Here is an 18117-nt window from a genome sequence, read left to right as displayed (position 1 = left end):
GGAGTTTGTCATGCCTAATCAATACAAGTTTATCGTACTTTGTGTACTCTCTGTCCTATCAACTAATGTACTATCCGCAGACTCAGATGAAATCACAAGTAGCTTACATGATCAGCAATCTATAGCAGTCACCATTTATAACAACAATCTAGCTTTAATCAAAGATCAACGTAAAGTTAAATTAAACAGTGGTCTTAATCACTTAGCATTACGTGATGTAAGTGCACAAATCAGGCCTGAAACAGCGTTATTGCGTAGTATTAGCCATAAGGGAAGCTTTGATACTCTAGAGCAGAACTTTGATTTCGACTTACTTACCCCACAGAAGCTACTCGAAAAATACGTAGGTAAAACGGTTCGAGTCATTAGCACAAATCCTGCGACTGGCATAGAAACGAGCGAACAAGCTTCTGTATTGTCTGCAAACAATGGCGTTGTGATGAAAATCGGTAACCGTATCGAAACAGGGGTGCCAGGGCGCATTGTGTATGACAATGTCCCAGAAAATCTGCGTGACCGCCCTACTTTAATTACTAAAGTTATTAATAAAACAGTCGGTGAGCAATCCGTTGAGTTGAGCTACCTAACAGGTGGTCTAGACTGGAAAGCGGATTACGTGGCTGAACTAAGTCCTAAAGAAGACAGCCTTGACTTATCTGGTTGGGTAACCCTGACCAATACCAGTGGCACTCGCTATCAGAATTCTAAATTACAGCTGGTAGCTGGTGATGTTAACCGTGTGCAAGAAGATCACTCTCGTGCGATGACTATGAGAAAAGGGCTGGCCATGGCTGCAGAAGCAGTTGCACCAATGGCTGAAGAGTCGTTGCTTGAATATCATCTATATAGCTTAGATCGTCAAACTACCATTGAAGAGAACCAAACCAAGCAAGTAGCCCTACTCTCTGCTTCGCAAGTGCCGGCTCGCAAAGAGCTAGTGTTGCGTGGCTCAGACTACTACTACAACTCAAGTTATGGTGACTTAGGTCAAAAGTTAAAAGTAAGTGTGTTTGTAGATTTCGATAATAAAGAAGCTGCAAAATTAGGTATGCCATTACCTAAAGGCATTATGCGTGTTTACAAAAAAGATAGTCAAGGTAATGCTCAGTTTGTAGGTGAAGACCGTATTGACCATACGCCAAAAAATGAAACTGTACGCTTAAAACTTGGCGAAGCATTTGACGTCACGGCTGATAAAAAACAGTCTGATTTTAAAATATTACCTCGCCCGTCTAAAGCTAGCAGCATGTTTGAAAGTGCTTACGAGATTGTTATTAAAAATGCAAAAAAAGAGCGCGTCTCCGTCACAGTACAGGAGCCGATTCCTGCAGATTGGAAAATCATCAAAGAGAGTCATCCTAGCCAAAAAGCGACTAGTAATACTGCGGTTTGGAAAATTGACGTACCTGCAGAAGGTAAAATCACACTCAATTACCGTGTACAAGTGAAATATTAATGGCTAACAAAAAGACAGGGACCCTATATTTTATTCCGGTCACGCTTGGTGAGGATAATATCACTAAGGTGTTACCCACAGAGGTTGTAAAGATTGCCCAACAACTAGATGAGTTTATTGTAGAGAATGAAAAAACCGCACGCCATTTTCTAGGCGCAATTCAGCATGCCAAGCCTATACGTGAGCTTGTATTTAAAACATTAAACGAGCATACCAGTGACAGAGAATTACCAGCACTGCTTAACTCACTAATCGCAGGAAAAGATGTTGGGTTGATGAGTGAGGCAGGTTGCCCGGGTATTGCAGACCCGGGTGCAAAACTTGCAGCACTGGCGCATCAAAAAGGCATTCGCGTAGCACCACTAGTAGGCCCCTCATCTATTTTACTCAGCCTGATGGCAAGCGGCCTCAATGGACAGCGATTTACTTTCTTGGGTTACTTACCTAGTGACAAAGCTGCAAGGATTAATCAGCTCAAAGAACTTGAGAAGCGTTCAAAACAGCAAGAAACACAAGTGTTTATAGAAACACCCTACCGTAACCAGCACATGTTAGAAGATATTATTAGTAACTGTAATGGGGAAACAAGATTATGTGTTGCATGTAATATTAGTTTAGCTGATGAATTTATCGTGACTAAACGCATAAAGGAATGGAAAGCGTCAGTCTTACCAGACCTACATAAAAAACCAACGGTATTTTTATTGTTGGCTTAGTTGTTTAAATTAATGCTTTAACAGGCGCATAGCTACGCCTGTGCACTGGTGAAACACCATGCTGACGTAATAGTGCAATGTGTGCAGCCGTCGGATAGCCTTTATGCTGTGCAAATCCATACATTGGATATTGCCGATCAAGATCATACAAGGCAGCATCACGCGCTGTTTTGGCTAAAATAGATGCGGCAGATATCGCTTGTACTTTACTATCGCCTTTAACTATGGCTTCACATGGTAAACTAATTTTTGGCCGTTGGTTACCATCCACCTGTACAAGTAAGTTTAATGGGGCAATCTCAACCAAGCTTGCTTGAACAGACTCAACCGCACGCTTCATCGCGAGTAAGCTAGCCTGCAAAATATTAAGCTCGTCAATTTCCTCGACAGTGCTGTACGCAATCGCCCATGCAAAAGCATGTTCTTTAATTTCAAGCGCTAATGCGTCGCGTCTTTTTTCACTGAGTTTTTTAGAGTCAGCCAAACCCATAATAGATTTTTCTGGATTAAGTATCACTGCCGCAGCATAAACAGCACCAGCCAATGGGCCTCGCCCAGCTTCATCTACGCCACAGATTAACTGATTTTGATTCATTTCAAATGGGAGAGTATAGCAATTGCTGCTTTTTCTGCTGTATTTTGCTTCAATTGAAAGTGAATATTAGTAAACTCTTTTTTTATCTCAGCCAGAATTTCTTTGTTATTGATAAGATCAAGCGTAGCTTGGGCAAGTTTTTCGGGAGTTGCATCGTCTTGTAATAACTCTGGAACCACAAATTTTTCTGCCAAAATGTTTGGCAAACCTACATATGGTTGCAAGCGCATGCGTTTGAGTAGCTGCCAACTCAGATTAGACATTCGGTATGTAATAACCATTGGCTTTTTAAGTAATGCGGCCTCTAGCGTAGCGGTTCCAGATGCAACAATCACTACATTTGCAGCCTCCATTGCATCATGTGCATGACCAAACAATAGTTGAATAGGCAGTTGTTCTGGCTCATTAAATATAGCTAACTCAAAAATACGACGTGTTTCGCGTGTAATTAATGGTACTAAAAATATAGCGTTAGGTTGTTGTGCGAAAATATTTTTAGCTGTTTGTACAAATAAATCCGCATGTTGCTCAACCTCACTTTGTCGACTGCCCGGCAACATGGCTACAACTAAGGAAGACGTTTCTATTTTTAAGATTTCACGTGCGCCAGCGACATCAGGTTCCATCGGTAGCATATCAGCTAATGGATGCCCAACATAAGCGACAGGAACGCCTTTTTCTTTATATAAAGCTGGCTCAAAAGGAAACAGCGCCAAAACTTGGGTGACTGCTTTTTTAATCTTTTTGATCCGATTCTTACGCCATGCCCAAATAGATGGACTCACATAATGAATCGTTTTAATACCTTTACTCTTAAGTTTCTTTTCTAACCAAAAATTAAAGTCTGGTGCATCGATGCCAATAAACAGATCTGGAGGATTACTTAAAAAGTGATTCAGCAACTCTCTACGTAGTTTTAGTAACCCCCATAAGTGCTTAATCACCTCAAGATATCCGCGTACAGACAGCCGCTCTATTGGGAAAAGTGATTTAGCCCCTTCGCTAATCATTTTCGGCCCAGCAACCCCAACAAACTCAATATCTGGACGCTTTTGCTTAAGCGCTTGTATTAAGTGACTACCGAGTAAATCACCTGAGGCTTCTCCAGCCACGATACCAATTCTGACCATAGCGTGTGATTAACGGACAATACCGCGAGTAGATACATTTAGAAAATCAGTCAAAAGTCCGATTTCAGGTGTTTTTGATAACATAGCTTCTAATTCGACTTTAGACTCTTCTAAAGTTAAGCCTTTACGATAGAGTGTTTTATAGGCACGCTTAATCTGTAAAATACTTTCAGGTGAAAAGCCACGACGCTTCAGTCCTTCAGAGTTAATTCCATGGGGTTTAGCATCATATCCAGCGGCTGTCACATAGGGCGGAATGTCTTTAAAAACAACAGAGCCTACCGCGGTAATTACATGGGAACCAATTTTACAAAATTGATGTACCAACGTGAAGCCACCTAATATTGCATAGTCATACATATCAACATGACCAGCTAGAGATGAGTTATTTGCTAAAATTGTATGATTACCAACTTGGCAATCATGCGCAATGTGCACATAAGCCATAATCCAGTTGTCGTTACCAACTTTTGTTGTACCTTTATCTTGGACAGTGCCACGATTAAAAGTACAAAATTCGCGAATAGTATTGTTGTCACCAATTTCTAATAAAGTCGGCTCACCTTTGTACTTTTTATCCTGAGGTGCCTCACCCAAAGATGAGAACTGAAAAATTTGGTTATTTTTACCAATAGTTGTAGGGCCATTAATTGCAACATGGCTAGCGACTCTCGTACCAGCATCAATTTTTACATGCGGCCCAATCACAGAAAATGCACCTACTTCAACGCTAGAGTCAAGCTCTGCTGAAGGATCGATGAGTGCTGTTGGATGAATTTTTGCATTATGCATTTTAACTTCACTTATTCTTTATGCGTGGTACGACGCTGACAAATTACTTATTTTTCAATTGCTTTTAATATGCACATCATTTGCGCTTCAGCGACAACAGTTCCATCTACAGTGGCAACACCTGAGTATTTCCAAATACCTTTAAGGATTCGATCAATTTTAACATTCAGTACAATTTGATCCCCAGGAGAGACTGGTTTTTTAAAGCGGGCACTATCAATACCTGCAAAATAATACACGGAATCATCTGTAGGTTTAGTATCCATTGTTTTAAAAGACAATATTGCAGCAGCTTGCGCCATTGCTTCAATAATCAAAACACCAGGCATGACTGGATGATAAGGAAAGTGTCCAGGGAAGTAAGGTTCATTCACGCTGACGTTTTTAATCGCTGTTATTTCTTTACCTAACTCTATTGATAACACTCTATCAACCAATACGAATGGATAACGATGTGGCAAGTGCTCTAAAATTTCGTGAATATCCATACTGCTAGTAGAGGTTGCATTATTAGTCATATTAATCTCGATTTGCTTCTTTTAAAGAGTTCTATTGTTAATCTTTGTGTGATTCAACTACTTTGCTTTTAGCAAGGCAATCTCATGTTCAAGCTGTTTAATTCTATCTGCAAAATCATCTAGATGGCGAATTCTAGCCGCCGTACTTAACCATGCTTTATGTGTCTGAAAAGGCATTAATGCAGTGTATGTATCAGCTACAGGCAAAGAGCGAGTAATCATACTGCCAGGTGAAATCGTGACATGATCCGCTACTTCTAAATGCCCTAGTATCATTGCAGCGCCACCTATCTTGCAGTGCTTACCAATACGCGCGCTACCTGCCACACCAACACAGCCAGCAATGACTGTATGCGCACCTATTACACAGTTATGTCCTATTTGAATTAAGTTGTCGAGCTTTACACCCTCTTCGAGAATTGTGTCATCAATAGCGCCACGATCAACTGTAGTGTTTGCGCCAATATCTACATTAGCTTGAATAATGACACGCCCAACTTGCGGAATTTTAAGCCATACTCCAGACTCTTCAGCATAACCAAAGCCATCTGAACCAATCACTACACCTGAAAACAAATGGCAGTTTTCGCCAATTTCACAATGGTGTTTGATCACAACATTAGGCTCTAATCGTGTACCACTTGCTATGGATACATCGTTTTCGATCACGCAACCACTAGTGATGACGACATGTTCTCCAAGAGTAACATTCTCACCAATCACAACCATCGGTCCTATACTGCATGTGTCAGGAATGTGAGCAGTTGGATGAATGACCGCAGTTTCATGTGTTCCCTGAGAGATGTCTGCTAGCGGATTCAGAAAAGCAGACAGTTTTGCAAAATATGCATACGGATTATCTACAATGATCTTAGGCCGCGCACTTAAGTTAACGTGCGCATCACGCATAATAAAAGCACTAGCCTCACTTGCAACTAGCGCTTTTTGATACTTGCTATCATTAAAGAAACTAATGGATCCTGCTTTGGCATTTGCAATAGAAGATACTCTATTGATTAACACATTGCCATCACCTACTATATGACCACCTAGCGCACTGACGATATCGTTAAGTGAGTATTCATGACTCATGCTTTAACTCGAAGAATGTAACGTTATCAAACAAACTACTTATTTCTTACCTAACATTTTTAATACTTTGTCTGTAATGTCAATTTTCTTGCTCGCGTAAGCAACGCCACTGTACACCACTAAGTCGTAACCCTCAGCTTCAGACACTGATTGAACAGCTTTGTTAATACGATCTTGCAAAGATCCTAACTCTTCATTCTTACGTAAGTTTATATCTTCACGCAATTCACGTTGTTTACGTTGAAACTCAATCTTAATATTTTGCGCATCACGTTCTTTTGTGCGACGCTCAGACTCTGAAAGCGTAAGTCCTTCTTTATCTAAGATTGTTTCCAAATCTTTAATTTGTTTAGCCATACGATCAAGCTCTTGTGAGCGTGGGCTAAATTCTTTTTCTAATTTTTTTCCACTCTCAGCAGTTTGTGGTGCATCTTGTAAAATTTTATCTACTTGTACGTAACCAACTTTCAAGTCTGCTGATTGAGCGCTCATTGCAAATGTCATCAAACTTGCAACTAATATACTTTTAAAAAAATGACTCACTTAATTTCTCCTAACCCTGTACAGCGAATATTTGCATCATTATGCCATAAGACACCCAATCAAATAAGTGACCAGCACTATATTTCGAGAGGATTGTCTTATAAAGGACTTTTTAGAACTGTTGACCTAACTGAAACTGAATCGCTTGTGTATCATCACCAGTCTTGCTATTTAATGGTTTAGCAAAGACTAACTTTAAAGGGCCAAACGGTGATATCCAGCTCAAACCAACACCTGTTGAGTAACGCAATTCACCAAAGTCGTAAGAAGCATCTGTTCCAAACACATTACCTGCATCAAGAAATGCACTTAGTCTAAATTGTTTAGACTCTTTCAATCCAGGAATTGGAATATACAACTCTGCATTACCCAGCAGGCGCTTAGTACCTCCTAATGCAAAATCATTACCAGTCACAGCATCAATACTTCTAGGCCCTAAAGAACCATTATCATAGCCTCTTACTGTATTCACACCACCCATATAAAAGTTTTTAAAGAATGGGTATTTACGGTCGCCGTAAGAATCAGCATAACCAATTTCACCATTTAACATTAAGGTGTAACCTGTGAACAACTCTTTAAACCATGCGTGCTTGTAGTCTATTTTATAGTACTCTAAATCAAGCACTGGAAGCGCAAGCTCACCTGATAATCTTTGCAAGACACCTTTAGTCGTAAACATAATACTGTCACGTGAGTCATGCGTCCATCCAGCCGTAGTTACTAGAGAGTTACTAGTACAACCACTTGCTTTTTCACAAAAGTCTTTATATTGCTGCGGACTCTCATCAGTCAAATCAACAGAGGTAAAGTCAGCTGAAAGGCCAAAATTGAGGCCGTCTCTTTCGTTTAAAGGAATACCGAACCTTACGCCACCACCATAAGATGATGTGTTGTAAGTACCAATATTAAGAGAGCTTGTATTAACATCACGGCGATACACATCAATCCCACGACTAACACCATCTGGAGTGAAATATGGATCAGTATAAGAAAGTGAATAAGTTGTATTTACTTTACCAGTGTTCACTTGCGCACTGACACGATTACCCGTTCCCAAAAAGTTATTTTGGTTCACGGTGATACCGAAAACAACCCCCTCATTACTAGATAAGCCCGCACCAAACTGCACACTACCTGTCGATTTTTCTGTCACACTGATATTCAAATCAACCTGATCTGCAGTGCCTGGTACTGCTGGCGTTTCCACATTCACATCTGAGAAAAAGTCAGTACGCACAATACGTTCTTTTGAACGGTCGATTTTATTAGAGGCATACCAAGCAGACTCTAATTGACGTACTTCACGGCGAATTACTTCATCACGGGTACGTGTATTACCGACGACATTAATACGTCGTACATAGACGCGCTTACCTGGGTCTACAAAAAAAGTAAAAGCTGCAGTATGTTTCTCTTTATTAATTTCTGGGACTGGATTGACATTAGAGAATGCATAACCATCGTTACTCAATCGGTCACTAATCGCCTTGCTTGTTTGAGTTACTTTTTCACGGCTGAAAGTGTCACCAGCTTGCACCTGTATCAATTGGCGCAATTCATCTTCGGGCACCAAAGTCTCACCTGCTAATTTCACCTCTGAAATGGTGTACTTCTCACCTTCAGTAATGTTAATTGTAATGTAGATATCTTTTTTATCTGGCGTAATTGATACTTGCGTCGAGTCAACATTAAACTCAAGGTATCCTTTGTTCATGTAAAAAGAACGTAAGGTTTCTATATCTGCATTTAATTTTTGCTTTGAATATTGGTCATCTTTGTTCCACCAACTCATCCAGTTAGGCGTAGTCAGTAGAAATTGTGCACGAAGATCCTCTATTGAATACGCTTTATTACCAACGATATTAATATCACGAATCTTTGAGACAGCACCCTCTTCGATATCAAACCTGACTGCAACACGATTACGCTCAAGCGGCGTGACAACTGTTTTCACAGAAGCACCGTATTTGCCTTGTGACAGATATTGACGTTTGATTTCTTGCTCTGCACGATCTAACTGTGATTTATCGAAAATTTGACTTTCTGAGATGCCAACCTGCTTCAAACCCTCTTTCATTTTATCAGTAGGGAATGATTTGTTACCACTGAAGTCAATTTGCGCAATCGCAGCGCGCTCCTGCACAGTAACGATCAGCACATCATTTTCAGCTTCAATTCGCACATCCTTGAAGAAGCCGGTATTGTATAAAGACTTAATGGCTTGCGAAGCAAGATCATCATCCATGATCTCACCAACTTTAACAGGTAGGTGGCTAAAAACTGTGCCTGCTTCAGTTCTCTGAATACCTTCTACACGAATGTCTTTCACTTGAAATGGTTCAAGTGCCATCACTGATCCAGCATATAAGCTAGATACAAGTAACAACATGGACTTAAGTTTTTGTTTTGGGTGTTTCAAATTTTGAATTGCCATTCAATCAGCCTGTTATCAATCTGTTTATGTCATTATAAAGCGCTAAAACCATCATACATGCAAGTAAAAAAACGCCTATTCTTTGCCCTACATTCATTGCCGCTTCCGGTACAGGACGGCCTGTAAAAAATTCAAACATATAATACATCAAATGCCCGCCATCTAATACGGGAATTGGTAAGAGATTCAGCACACCGATACTAATACTGATTAGCGCCAGAAATCCAATAAAGACTTTTAAACCCATATTAGCGCTTTGTCCAGCATAGTTAGCGATAGTAACAGGCCCACTCATACCTTTCCATGAAACATTACCCAGCACCATATTTCCCAGCATTTTTAAACTAAACGTTGCAGTATCCCAAGTTTTCCCTACTGCTTTTAAGAATGCGCCCGCAACAGAATAGTGTGTTGTAGTAAAAAACTTGTCTAGCTCACTTTGTTGCATACTAAATCCAGCACCAATACGACCTATTTTCTTATCTTTCTCAATAATAGCTTCTGGCGTAATGCTCAGATTAACTAACTGAGTGCCTCGTTTAACTAACAATGTCACTGCTACTTCAGGGTGGGATTTGATTTCTTTTACGAATGCATCCCAATCACTTACTTTGGTTTGATTGAGTTCGAGCACGATATCATTTGCTTTTAAACCAGCCTGCTCTGCAGGACTACCTTTAATTACCTCGCCAATTTTAGGCGCAATTTTAGGCATATCAATAATAAAGCCGATTTTTTCTAAAATATCCAGTTTCTCGTCATCAAAGTCAACTTTGGTTACATTTAGTTGATAAGACTTAATCTCAAGCTGAGGAGTCACGGTTTGTATTGCAACATCTGATTTTTTTAACGTTTCTTTCAACAACACCCAACGAACATCTTGCCAACTACTGACGCTTTGATTACCAACCTCTTGGATGATCTCACCTGAAGTGATATTCAACATAGCAACTGGGCTATTCTCAACAAACTTACCTACAATTGGCTTGATACCCACAACACCAGTCATGAATAAAATCCAGTACAGAAAAATCGCAAGCAGAAGGTTTGCAAGTGGACCAGCTAACACGATGGCAATCCGCTTTCCTACACTTTGCCTGTTCAGAGCACGTGACATGTCTTCATCACTCAAATCAGGCTCGTCAGAAGAGGTGTCTTCTCCCAGCATTTTTACATACCCACCTAGTGGAATTGCAGCAATCACATACTCGGTTTGATCTTTACCAAACTTCTTACGCCAAAGCGGCTGTCCAAAGCCGATGGAGAATTTAAGTACTTTTACACCGCACCATCTTGCGACTTGGAAATGTCCATACTCATGAACAGTCACGACGATACCAAGGGTCAGTATGAAAGCGAACGCTGTTAACATGGAAGTGTGTGTATGGTTGTCAAAAAAAGTGTCATATCATTCATTCACCATAGATAGAGACTTGAGCCATGACTTTGCAGACAATCTTGCTCTCGTGTCGACATCGACCAACTGTGGTATCGATGTCACAGCCTCAATACTTGATGCCGTTAAAACGGATTCAATTAAAGCAGGAATATCCATAAATCCAATTTGATCAGCGAGGAAAGCCTCGACAGCAACTTCATTGGCGGCATTTAAAATAGCTGGTGCTGTTCCACCTGCATCTAATGCTTCATATGCAAGACGCAAACAAGGAAACATCTTACGATCTGGCGCACAAAAATCTAAGCGCCCTATTTTTAACAAATCTAAACTGCTTACACCGCTTGTTAATCTTTGAGGGTAGCCTAACCCATAGGCAATTGGTGTACGCATATCTGGATTACCTAACTGCGCGAGTACACTTCCGTCGTTATATTCCACCATCGAGTGTATGACACTTTGAGGATGTACAACTACCTCAATTTGGGCAGAACTTGCGTTAAATAACCAATGGGCTTCAATCACCTCTAAGCCCTTGTTCATCATTGTGGCAGAATCAATCGTAATCTTTGGACCCATCACCCAATTTGGATGATTTAACGCTTGGGCACGTGTGACGTTATGTAATTGCTCAATACTTGCGTTACGAAATGGGCCACCAGATGCTGTGAGTAAAATACGCTTTACTCCCATATCAGCTAAAATTCGCGTGCGTTGGTGAGGCATCACTTGAAATATTGCATTATGCTCACTATCAATAGGCAACAGAGTCGCACCACCATCAATCACTGCTTGCATGAATAAATTGCCAGCCAACACTAACGTTTCTTTGTTTGCCAATAAAATACGTTTACCCGCTCGCGCAGCTGCCATTGCTGGATGTAAACCTGCAGCACCCACAATGGCTGCCATAACCACATCAACATCCTGATGCGAAGCAACATCGCTGAGTGCATCTTCTCCTTGAAGGACTTCCGTGGCTAAACCAGCCTGTTTTAACTGGCTAGATAACGCCGAAGCAGCTTCAGATGACAGCATTACGGCATAGCGAGGCTTATGTATGAGGCACAGTTCAAACAAGCCATTCACATTTGTACTGGCTGTTAAAGCAAACACCTTAAATCGCTCTCGATGCTGGCTAATCACATCTAAAGTTTGTGTGCCTATTGTGCCAGTTGCACCAAGTATAGTTACTTGCTGTATCACATCTTGAGTGTCTTCACCCTTACCATCAACTGCGGATGCATTAACCATGCACATTTAATCCTGAAAATTGTAAACCATAAATAAATAGCAGAACCATAGGCAATGTTGGAACGAAACCATCAATTCTATCTAAAACACCACCATGCCCGGGCAACAACTGTCCACTGTCTTTTAGGCCAGCTTGGCGCTTCATTAAAGACTCTAGCAAGTCGCCCATGATGCTAAATCCAACAACCAACCACAATGCTGGTATTAACCAAAGATTCAGTTGTTGATAAAAACAAAGAAACCCTCCATAAACAGTGACTGCAATTAGGGCGCCTAACACTCCCTCCCATGTTTTGCCTGGGCTAATATTGGGTGCCAGCTTATTACGACCAAAACGCTTTCCTGCAAAATATGCAGCACTGTCAGCCAAACTAACTGTACCCAGCACAGCAAGTAACAACCACGGATTAATTTCGCGTAGACCAACCAATGCAAGCCAAGTAGCTGTAATCAGCAGAATACCCACAAGACTCATCATGAAAGTGTTTTGACAAGATTTCCGCTGATGTAACCATATGGGTGCTACAAATATCCAAAATAGCGCAGAAAGCATCAGCAAAACTAAAACAGCAAGATTCTGATATGTTATTAATATGGGAAACGGTAGCATCAGTAAAACACCAACCAAGATAGCCAGCGCAATATAGCCAAAAGACTGAACACGACTAAGCCTGATTAAATTAGCCCATTCAGAAACAGCAAGCAATGAAATAGCCAGTGTAAGTAATGCCCACACCTGCTTGGATGCTAAAAATACAGTCACCAATAGACCTGTAACCAACAAAATTGCGGTAATCACACGAGTTTTTAGCATTTTTATATCATTTTATTAATTGGAGTTCGGAGAACTTTTAACGAGGAAGCTCTGAAAGTTGCTCGCTAGTGCGTCCAAAGCGACGCTCACGTTGTTGATAAGATTGGATAGCTGAATTAAAAGCAGCCTCATTGAAGTCTGGCCATAACGTATCGGTAAAGTAAAGCTCTGTATACGCCAGTTGCCATAATAGAAAATTACTAATTCGCTTTTCTCCACCTGTACGAATAAATAAATCAGGTTCTGGTGCATAACTCATCGATAAATAAGGTGTAATATGATCTTCGTTATAGCTCCCAGCTAGAGCCGGTTCTGCCCTATATAGCTTATTAACTGCCTGAAGCACATCCCAACGCCCGCCGTAATTAGCTGCTATCGTTAACACCAAGCCAGTATTATTGGCTGTCAACTGCTCAGATGATTCAATTTTTTCAATTAATCCAGCATCAAATCGACTTCGATCACCAATCATTATCAACTTAATATTATTCTGGTGTAGCTTACTGACTTCACGTTTAAGCGCCTCCATAAAAAGGCCCATCAAGAAAGAAACCTCTTCTGGGGGGCGCCGCCAGTTCTCACTGCTGAAGGCAAATAAAGTGAGGTACTCCACTTTAATTTCTATACACTTTTTCACTAAATCGCGCACAGTTTCTACGCCACGTTTATGTCCAGCAATGCGAGGTAAAAAGCGTTTTCTTGCCCAGCGCCCATTACCATCCATAATAACGGCTACATGTTTGGGTACCTCAGCAACCGGAGGCACACCTTGTGTTGCACTTGAGAACAAAGCCACTTAGCGACCCAAGGCTAAACGTACAAAAAGATTACAATGAAAATGTGCCATTATCTTAACCATTTACAGCATTAAACTGCCATTAAATCAGTTTCTTTAACTTGCAACATTTTATCTACTTCAGCGACCGCTTTATCTGTTGCTTTTTGAACCTCATCTTGTGCGCGACGCTCGTCATCCTCAGAAATTGCTTTATCTTTAACTAACTTCTTAAGCGCATCATTCGCGTCACGACGAACATTGCGAATAGCCACTTTAGCGCCCTCTCCCTCTGTACGAACGATTTTCGTTAAATCACGACGACGCTCTTCTGTTAGCATCGGCATCGGTACGCGAATCAAATCACCATTAGTGGCTGGATTCAAACCTAGATCACTATCACGAATTGCTTTTTCTACTTTAGCAATCATATTTTTTTCATATGGTTGTACATTAATAGTACGTGAGTCACCCAGGTTTACGTTTGCCACTTGGTTAACAGCAACCATTGAGCCGTAATACTCCACCATGACATGGTCTAATAAGCCCACATGAGCACGACCTGTACGAACTTTAGCTAAATCATTTTTTAGAGACTCTAATGATTTTTGCATTTTTAATTCAGCATTTTTTTTAACATCTTCTAGCATTTATTTCTCCAACACAGCCTTCATACAATAAAGCTGATTTATATATTAACCTTACTTCAACTTCACCCTAATAATTTACTAACATCAATTTCATGACAAAGCTGTCAAAAGCATACATTTGGTACTAATTATATGTAACAAAGCCTATGGTAAGACCATTGTTCCTTCATCCTCACCCATTACTACTTTTTTCAAGGCGCCTTGCTTAAATATACTGAACACAGAGATTGGCAGCTTTTGATCGCGACACAACGTCAACGCAGTCGCATCCATCACTTTTAAATTTTTTGAAATTGCTTCATCAAAACTAATCGTTTTATAACGCATTGCTTCTGGATTAGTTTTAGGATCATCGGTATATACACCATCAACCTTTGTAGCCTTGATTACAATTTCTGCATTAATTTCCATGCCTCGTAAAGCTGCAGCCGTATCTGTTGTAAAGAACGGATTACCTGTTCCTGCGCCAAAGATTACTACGCGCCCTTCTTCCAAATAGCGAATAGCCTTGCCACGAATATAAGGCTCAGCAACTTGCTCAATACTTAATGCGGATTGTACACGAGCATTTAAACCAATATTTTTCATGGCATCTTGCAAAGCCATTGCATTCATTACGGTTGCTAACATACCCATGTAGTCGGCGGTTGCCCTATCCATGCCCTCTGCTGCCGGTGCTACACCGCGGAAGATGTTTCCCCCACCAATGACCACTGCAACTTGCACGCCTAAATCTACTACTTCTTTAACTTCATTCACAATTCTGGTGATCGTTGCACGATTGATGCCATAAGCATCATCGCCCATTAATGCCTCACCTGAAAGTTTAAGTAAAATGCGCTTGTAAGCTGGTACAGACACGAGGACTCCTCAAATTTTAAGTTTGCTTATTTAAGCATAAAATAACGCACTTAGGCATAAAATTAAGCCCTAGTGACACAAATTGGATGCTTATTTTTACTAAAAAAAATGGACTAAGCTATTCGCTTAATCCATTTTAATTTTGTAAGGTATTTAACCTTATCGTTAATTACACTTTAGCTGCTGCTGCAACCTCTGCTGCGTAGTCAACAACTGCTTTCTCAATACCTTCACCAACTGTGTACATTGTGAATGAAGCGATTGTTGCACCTTTTGATTTAAGCAATTGCTCAATCGTCATTTTGTCATCTTTAACAAAAACTTGGCTTAACAAAGTCACTTCTTTTAAGAATTTTTGCACTGTACCATCTGCAATTTTTTCCAACATTGCTTCAGGCTTGCCAGCTTCTTTAGCTTTTTCAATTGCTACACGACGCTCCGCTTCGATTAGACTCGCATCAATACCAGATGCATCTAATGATTTAGGCTTTGCTGCAGCAATATGCATTGCTACATCTTTAGCCAAAGCATCATCACCACCAACGATATCCACTAAAACACCGATACGGCTGCCATGTACGTAACTAGTCAGCTTGCCTTGCACTGTTGGACGAACAAAGCGACGCGGCGTGATATTTTCACCAATTTTACCTACCAATTGCGCACGTGTTTCTTCAACAGTTGAACCAGCCATTGCTAATGCACCAACTTCAGCGATATCGCCTGCATTGCTAGCAGCAACAACACTAGCTAACTCGTTTACAAACTTCAAGAAGTCTTCATTTTTAGCACAAAAGTCTGTTTCAGAGTTAACTTCAACCATCGCACCTGTTTTGCCATCAGCACTAATGCTAATACCAACTGTACCTTCAGCAGCAACACGGCCAGCAGCTTTACTTGCTTTGTTACCAAAACGTACGCGCAAGATCTCTTCTGCACGTGTCATATCGCCTTCAGCTTCAGTTAATGCTTTTTTACAGTCCATCATCGGCGCATCTGTGCGCTCACGTAATTCTTTTACCATACCTGCGGTAATTTCAGCCATTTTAAGCTCCTTAATATTCATAAATTGCATTAAAAATGCAATTTAACAGTTTGATATAATTGTATTTTTAATATTTAAATTATTAAATTAAAAAGGGGCTAAAAGCCCCTTTTTCAAACAGAATTAATTATTCTGCAGCTGTTTCAGCAACTTCTTCAGTAGCTGATTTAACAATTTCAGTAATTACTGAGCTACGACCTTCCAATACCGCATCAGCGATACCGCGTGCATACAAACGAATTGCACGGCTAGAGTCATCGTTACCTGGAATTACATAAGCAACGCCATCAGGTGAGTTGTTTGTATCTACAACACCAATCACTGGAATGCCTAACTTAGCAGCCTCAGTAATCGCACCACTTTCATGACCAACGTCGATAATGAAAATTGCATCTGGCAAGCCGCCCATTTCCTTAATGCCACCGATTGAACGCTCAAGTTTTTCAACTTCACGCTTGTAGCCCAAAGCTTCTTTTTTACCGAATTTTTCAAGGCTGCCATCTTGCAACATAGTTTCAAAGTCTTGCAAGCGCTTGATAGATTGCTTAACTGTTTTGAAGTTAGTCAGCATACCGCCTAACCAACGGTGATTTACGTAAGCACAACCTGCACGAGTCGCTTCTTCTTTTACAATGTCGCGTGCTTGGCGTTTAGTACCCACAAATAGAATACGACCCTTGTTTGCAGCCAATGTACGCACGTGCTTTAGCGCATCTTCAAACATTGGCAATGTTTTTTCAAGGTTTACGATATGAATTTTGTTGCGGTCACCGAAAATGAACGGTGCCATTTTTGGATTCCAGTAACGAGTTTGATGGCCGAAGTGAACTCCAGCTTCCAGCATTTGACGCATGGTAACAGACATGTTAAATCTCTCTTCTAAAGGGTTATCAATTCACACAGCACCAGAAACACCCAGACTAAATCTGAGCACCCTAGAGTGGGCTGTATGTAAATTAGTCACTTACTAAATCAATAGGAAATGTTTTGCATAAATTGCAAAGGCGAGATAATAACACCAAGCAGTTGAGCACGCTAGGGTTTATTGAATATTATTTAGGGTTTATTGTACATCAGGCACACCAACCACACGCATTACTTTATCCACATCAATGCGAAGCAACTCTGCTATATCACGATAATCGTCTGGTAACGCTGCATCATTCCAACCATTAGCTGAATGCCTTGCCAGATTCACGGCAAGTGTAACGTTCTTAACCCGCTGTTCATCTGAAGCGCCATCTTGCATAAGCTTACCGAGTAATGGCGGCAACTGAAAAACTTCAACCAACTGGACTTGCAAATCATGCAATACAAACCCCAACACTTCTTGCTGAACAGCCTTGCTACGCAGCGCCTTATCCGCAACTTGCATGGCATGAATCAGATTCATCTTTTCAGGCACATAACACCACATCAGCATTTCGGACAAGTCATGTAACAATGCAGCGATAAGCACCTCTTCTGCATGTAAATCGTTTAGATGTGCAGCCCATTCAACGGCAAAGTTTGCAGCTCTGTGTGCTCGTTTAATCAATTTAAGCAGCTGCATTAACGCAGTTAAATTAGCTTTAAGTGCATCTTCCACTAGCGGCACTGGTGGAATGTTTCTAAAAAAGGTACCAGTGCCCATCATCATGATAGCTTGCTCCACTTGCGCAAGATCTTGTAACTGGCTGCGCGACTTATGCTTTTGTGCGTAGCTCAACACTTTAAAAACCATCATTGGGTCGTTAAGGACTACATTTGTTATAGCACGTGCACTAAGGTTATCCTCATCTTCTTGTAAGCGACCAATTTCTCGAGCGGTTTGTTTAAGCACTGGTATCTCCGCAGTTCTCAAAAAATTCACCCATGCACTTAAGTCTCTTGCCGCTAAATCTACAGGTATCGCTGCCATGTACCAACCTCCTTTTTACTGAGCTATATTACATCTTACATTTTTAATCTGAAACAATATTTATAAAATATAAGTAACATCGTCTTACTGTTATGCCAGCCGCCACAAAAGATCAAACAATCTCTTTCAAATTGCTGCAAGCG

At 40.7% G+C, this 18117-nt stretch carries 18 protein-coding genes; 2 read left to right on the top strand and 16 right to left on the bottom strand.

Going from position 1 to position 18117, the window contains the following annotated elements:
• Positions 1 to 10: 10 nt before the first annotated feature.
• Together A391_RS0107375 and A391_RS0107370 are read left to right on the top strand one after the other, a co-directional pair.
• Entirely contained in the window at positions 11 to 1456 is a 1446-nt protein-coding gene (locus A391_RS0107375; RefSeq protein WP_019898421.1) for a DUF4139 domain-containing protein, read from the top strand.
• A complete protein-coding gene (locus A391_RS0107370) occupies positions 1456 to 2172 on the top strand; it encodes an SAM-dependent methyltransferase (RefSeq protein ID WP_019898419.1) in 717 nt (238 codons plus the stop codon). The genes A391_RS0107375 and A391_RS0107370 overlap by 1 nt, the downstream gene beginning before the upstream one ends.
• A gap of 4 nt (positions 2173 to 2176) precedes the next feature.
• Here A391_RS0107370 and rnhB read toward each other — a convergent pair whose 3' ends face one another.
• The 16 genes from rnhB to A391_RS0107290 all read right to left on the bottom strand — a co-directional run bounded on the left by rnhB (position 2177) and on the right by A391_RS0107290 (position 17974).
• On the bottom strand, positions 2177 to 2767 hold the full coding sequence (gene rnhB, locus A391_RS0107365) for a ribonuclease HII (protein ID WP_019898417.1): 591 nt from the start codon (positions 2765 to 2767) through the stop codon (positions 2177 to 2179).
• On the bottom strand, positions 2764 to 3897 hold the full coding sequence (gene lpxB, locus A391_RS0107360; protein ID WP_019898416.1) for a lipid-A-disaccharide synthase: 1134 nt from the start codon (positions 3895 to 3897) through the stop codon (positions 2764 to 2766). The genes rnhB and lpxB overlap by 4 nt, the downstream gene beginning before the upstream one ends.
• Positions 3898 to 3906: 9 nt before the next feature.
• Positions 3907 to 4689: an acyl-ACP--UDP-N-acetylglucosamine O-acyltransferase gene (gene lpxA / locus A391_RS0107355; protein WP_019898415.1), complete on the bottom strand. Its 783-nt coding sequence runs from the start codon at positions 4687 to 4689 to the stop codon at positions 3907 to 3909.
• 47 nt (positions 4690 to 4736) lie between these two features.
• A complete protein-coding gene (fabZ, locus tag A391_RS0107350) occupies positions 4737 to 5207 on the bottom strand; it encodes a 3-hydroxyacyl-ACP dehydratase FabZ (protein ID WP_019898414.1) in 471 nt (156 codons plus the stop codon).
• Positions 5208 to 5264: 57 nt separating this feature from the next.
• A complete protein-coding gene (gene lpxD, locus A391_RS0107345) occupies positions 5265 to 6299 on the bottom strand; it encodes a UDP-3-O-(3-hydroxymyristoyl)glucosamine N-acyltransferase (protein WP_019898413.1) in 1035 nt (344 codons plus the stop codon).
• Between the two features lie 39 nt (positions 6300 to 6338).
• Positions 6339 to 6803 (bottom strand): OmpH family outer membrane protein, encoded by a 465-nt coding sequence (locus tag A391_RS0107340; RefSeq protein ID WP_157261388.1) that lies wholly within the window; start codon positions 6801 to 6803, stop codon positions 6339 to 6341.
• 151 nt (positions 6804 to 6954) lie between these two features.
• Positions 6955 to 9279, bottom strand: a complete 2325-nt coding sequence (gene bamA / locus A391_RS0107335) for an outer membrane protein assembly factor BamA (RefSeq protein ID WP_019898409.1) — start codon at positions 9277 to 9279, stop codon at positions 6955 to 6957.
• A gap of 4 nt (positions 9280 to 9283) precedes the next feature.
• Positions 9284 to 10651 (bottom strand): RIP metalloprotease RseP, encoded by a 1368-nt coding sequence (gene rseP, locus A391_RS0107330; protein ID WP_019898408.1) that lies wholly within the window; start codon positions 10649 to 10651, stop codon positions 9284 to 9286.
• A gap of 36 nt (positions 10652 to 10687) precedes the next feature.
• Positions 10688 to 11929, bottom strand: coding sequence for a 1-deoxy-D-xylulose-5-phosphate reductoisomerase (gene ispC, locus A391_RS0107325; protein ID WP_019898407.1), 1242 nt, complete (start codon positions 11927 to 11929; stop codon positions 10688 to 10690).
• Entirely contained in the window at positions 11922 to 12743 is an 822-nt protein-coding gene (locus A391_RS0107320) for a phosphatidate cytidylyltransferase (protein WP_019898406.1), read from the bottom strand. The genes ispC and A391_RS0107320 overlap by 8 nt, the downstream gene beginning before the upstream one ends.
• Before the next feature lie 37 nt (positions 12744 to 12780).
• Entirely contained in the window at positions 12781 to 13539 is a 759-nt protein-coding gene (locus tag A391_RS0107315) for an isoprenyl transferase (RefSeq protein ID WP_019898405.1), read from the bottom strand.
• 71 nt (positions 13540 to 13610) lie between these two features.
• Complete coding sequence (frr, locus tag A391_RS0107310; protein ID WP_019898404.1) at positions 13611 to 14168, bottom strand: ribosome recycling factor; 558 nt, start codon at positions 14166 to 14168, stop codon at positions 13611 to 13613.
• Between the two features lie 144 nt (positions 14169 to 14312).
• Positions 14313 to 15029 (bottom strand): UMP kinase, encoded by a 717-nt coding sequence (gene pyrH, locus A391_RS0107305; protein WP_019898403.1) that lies wholly within the window; start codon positions 15027 to 15029, stop codon positions 14313 to 14315.
• Between the two features lie 169 nt (positions 15030 to 15198).
• Positions 15199 to 16074 carry a translation elongation factor Ts gene (gene tsf, locus A391_RS0107300; RefSeq protein ID WP_029144055.1) on the bottom strand — a complete coding sequence of 292 codons (876 nt, stop codon included), beginning with the start codon at positions 16072 to 16074 and terminating at the stop codon, positions 15199 to 15201.
• A gap of 127 nt (positions 16075 to 16201) precedes the next feature.
• Complete coding sequence (gene rpsB / locus A391_RS0107295) at positions 16202 to 16939, bottom strand: 30S ribosomal protein S2 (RefSeq protein ID WP_019898401.1); 738 nt, start codon at positions 16937 to 16939, stop codon at positions 16202 to 16204.
• Between the two features lie 198 nt (positions 16940 to 17137).
• Positions 17138 to 17974 carry an HDOD domain-containing protein gene (locus A391_RS0107290; protein ID WP_019898399.1) on the bottom strand — a complete coding sequence of 279 codons (837 nt, stop codon included), beginning with the start codon at positions 17972 to 17974 and terminating at the stop codon, positions 17138 to 17140.
• Positions 17975 to 18117: the final 143 nt, after the last annotated feature.

Source organism: Methylotenera mobilis 13 (genome assembly GCF_000384255.1).
Taxonomy (GTDB): domain Bacteria; phylum Pseudomonadota; class Gammaproteobacteria; order Burkholderiales; family Methylophilaceae; genus Methylotenera; species Methylotenera mobilis_B.
This window is presented reverse-complemented; position numbering and strand designations above follow the sequence as displayed.

What these genes read in the sequence shown, in the direction of transcription:
- A391_RS0107375 (WP_019898421.1), top strand. Translation starts at nt 11, where the DNA reads ATGCCTAATCAATACAAGTTTATCGTACTTTGTGTACTCTCTGTCCTA.
- A391_RS0107370 (WP_019898419.1), top strand. Translation starts at nt 1,456, where the DNA reads ATGGCTAACAAAAAGACAGGGACCCTATATTTTATTCCGGTCACGCTT.
- rnhB (WP_019898417.1), bottom strand. Translation starts at nt 2,767, where the DNA reads ATGAATCAAAATCAGTTAATCTGTGGCGTAGATGAAGCTGGGCGAGGC.
- lpxB (WP_019898416.1), bottom strand. Translation starts at nt 3,897, where the DNA reads ATGGTCAGAATTGGTATCGTGGCTGGAGAAGCCTCAGGTGATTTACTC.
- lpxA (WP_019898415.1), bottom strand. Translation starts at nt 4,689, where the DNA reads ATGCATAATGCAAAAATTCATCCAACAGCACTCATCGATCCTTCAGCA.
- fabZ (WP_019898414.1), bottom strand. Translation starts at nt 5,207, where the DNA reads ATGACTAATAATGCAACCTCTACTAGCAGTATGGATATTCACGAAATT.
- lpxD (WP_019898413.1), bottom strand. Translation starts at nt 6,299, where the DNA reads ATGAGTCATGAATACTCACTTAACGATATCGTCAGTGCGCTAGGTGGT.
- A391_RS0107340 (WP_157261388.1), bottom strand. Translation starts at nt 6,803, where the DNA reads ATGACATTTGCAATGAGCGCTCAATCAGCAGACTTGAAAGTTGGTTAC.
- bamA (WP_019898409.1), bottom strand. Translation starts at nt 9,279, where the DNA reads ATGGCAATTCAAAATTTGAAACACCCAAAACAAAAACTTAAGTCCATG.
- rseP (WP_019898408.1), bottom strand. Translation starts at nt 10,651, where the DNA reads ATGTTAACAGCGTTCGCTTTCATACTGACCCTTGGTATCGTCGTGACT.
- ispC (WP_019898407.1), bottom strand. Translation starts at nt 11,929, where the DNA reads ATGGTTAATGCATCCGCAGTTGATGGTAAGGGTGAAGACACTCAAGAT.
- A391_RS0107320 (WP_019898406.1), bottom strand. Translation starts at nt 12,743, where the DNA reads ATGCTAAAAACTCGTGTGATTACCGCAATTTTGTTGGTTACAGGTCTA.
- frr (WP_019898404.1), bottom strand. Translation starts at nt 14,168, where the DNA reads ATGCTAGAAGATGTTAAAAAAAATGCTGAATTAAAAATGCAAAAATCA.
- tsf (WP_029144055.1), bottom strand. Translation starts at nt 16,074, where the DNA reads ATGGCTGAAATTACCGCAGGTATGGTAAAAGAATTACGTGAGCGCACA.
- rpsB (WP_019898401.1), bottom strand. Translation starts at nt 16,939, where the DNA reads ATGTCTGTTACCATGCGTCAAATGCTGGAAGCTGGAGTTCACTTCGGC.
- A391_RS0107290 (WP_019898399.1), bottom strand. Translation starts at nt 17,974, where the DNA reads ATGGCAGCGATACCTGTAGATTTAGCGGCAAGAGACTTAAGTGCATGG.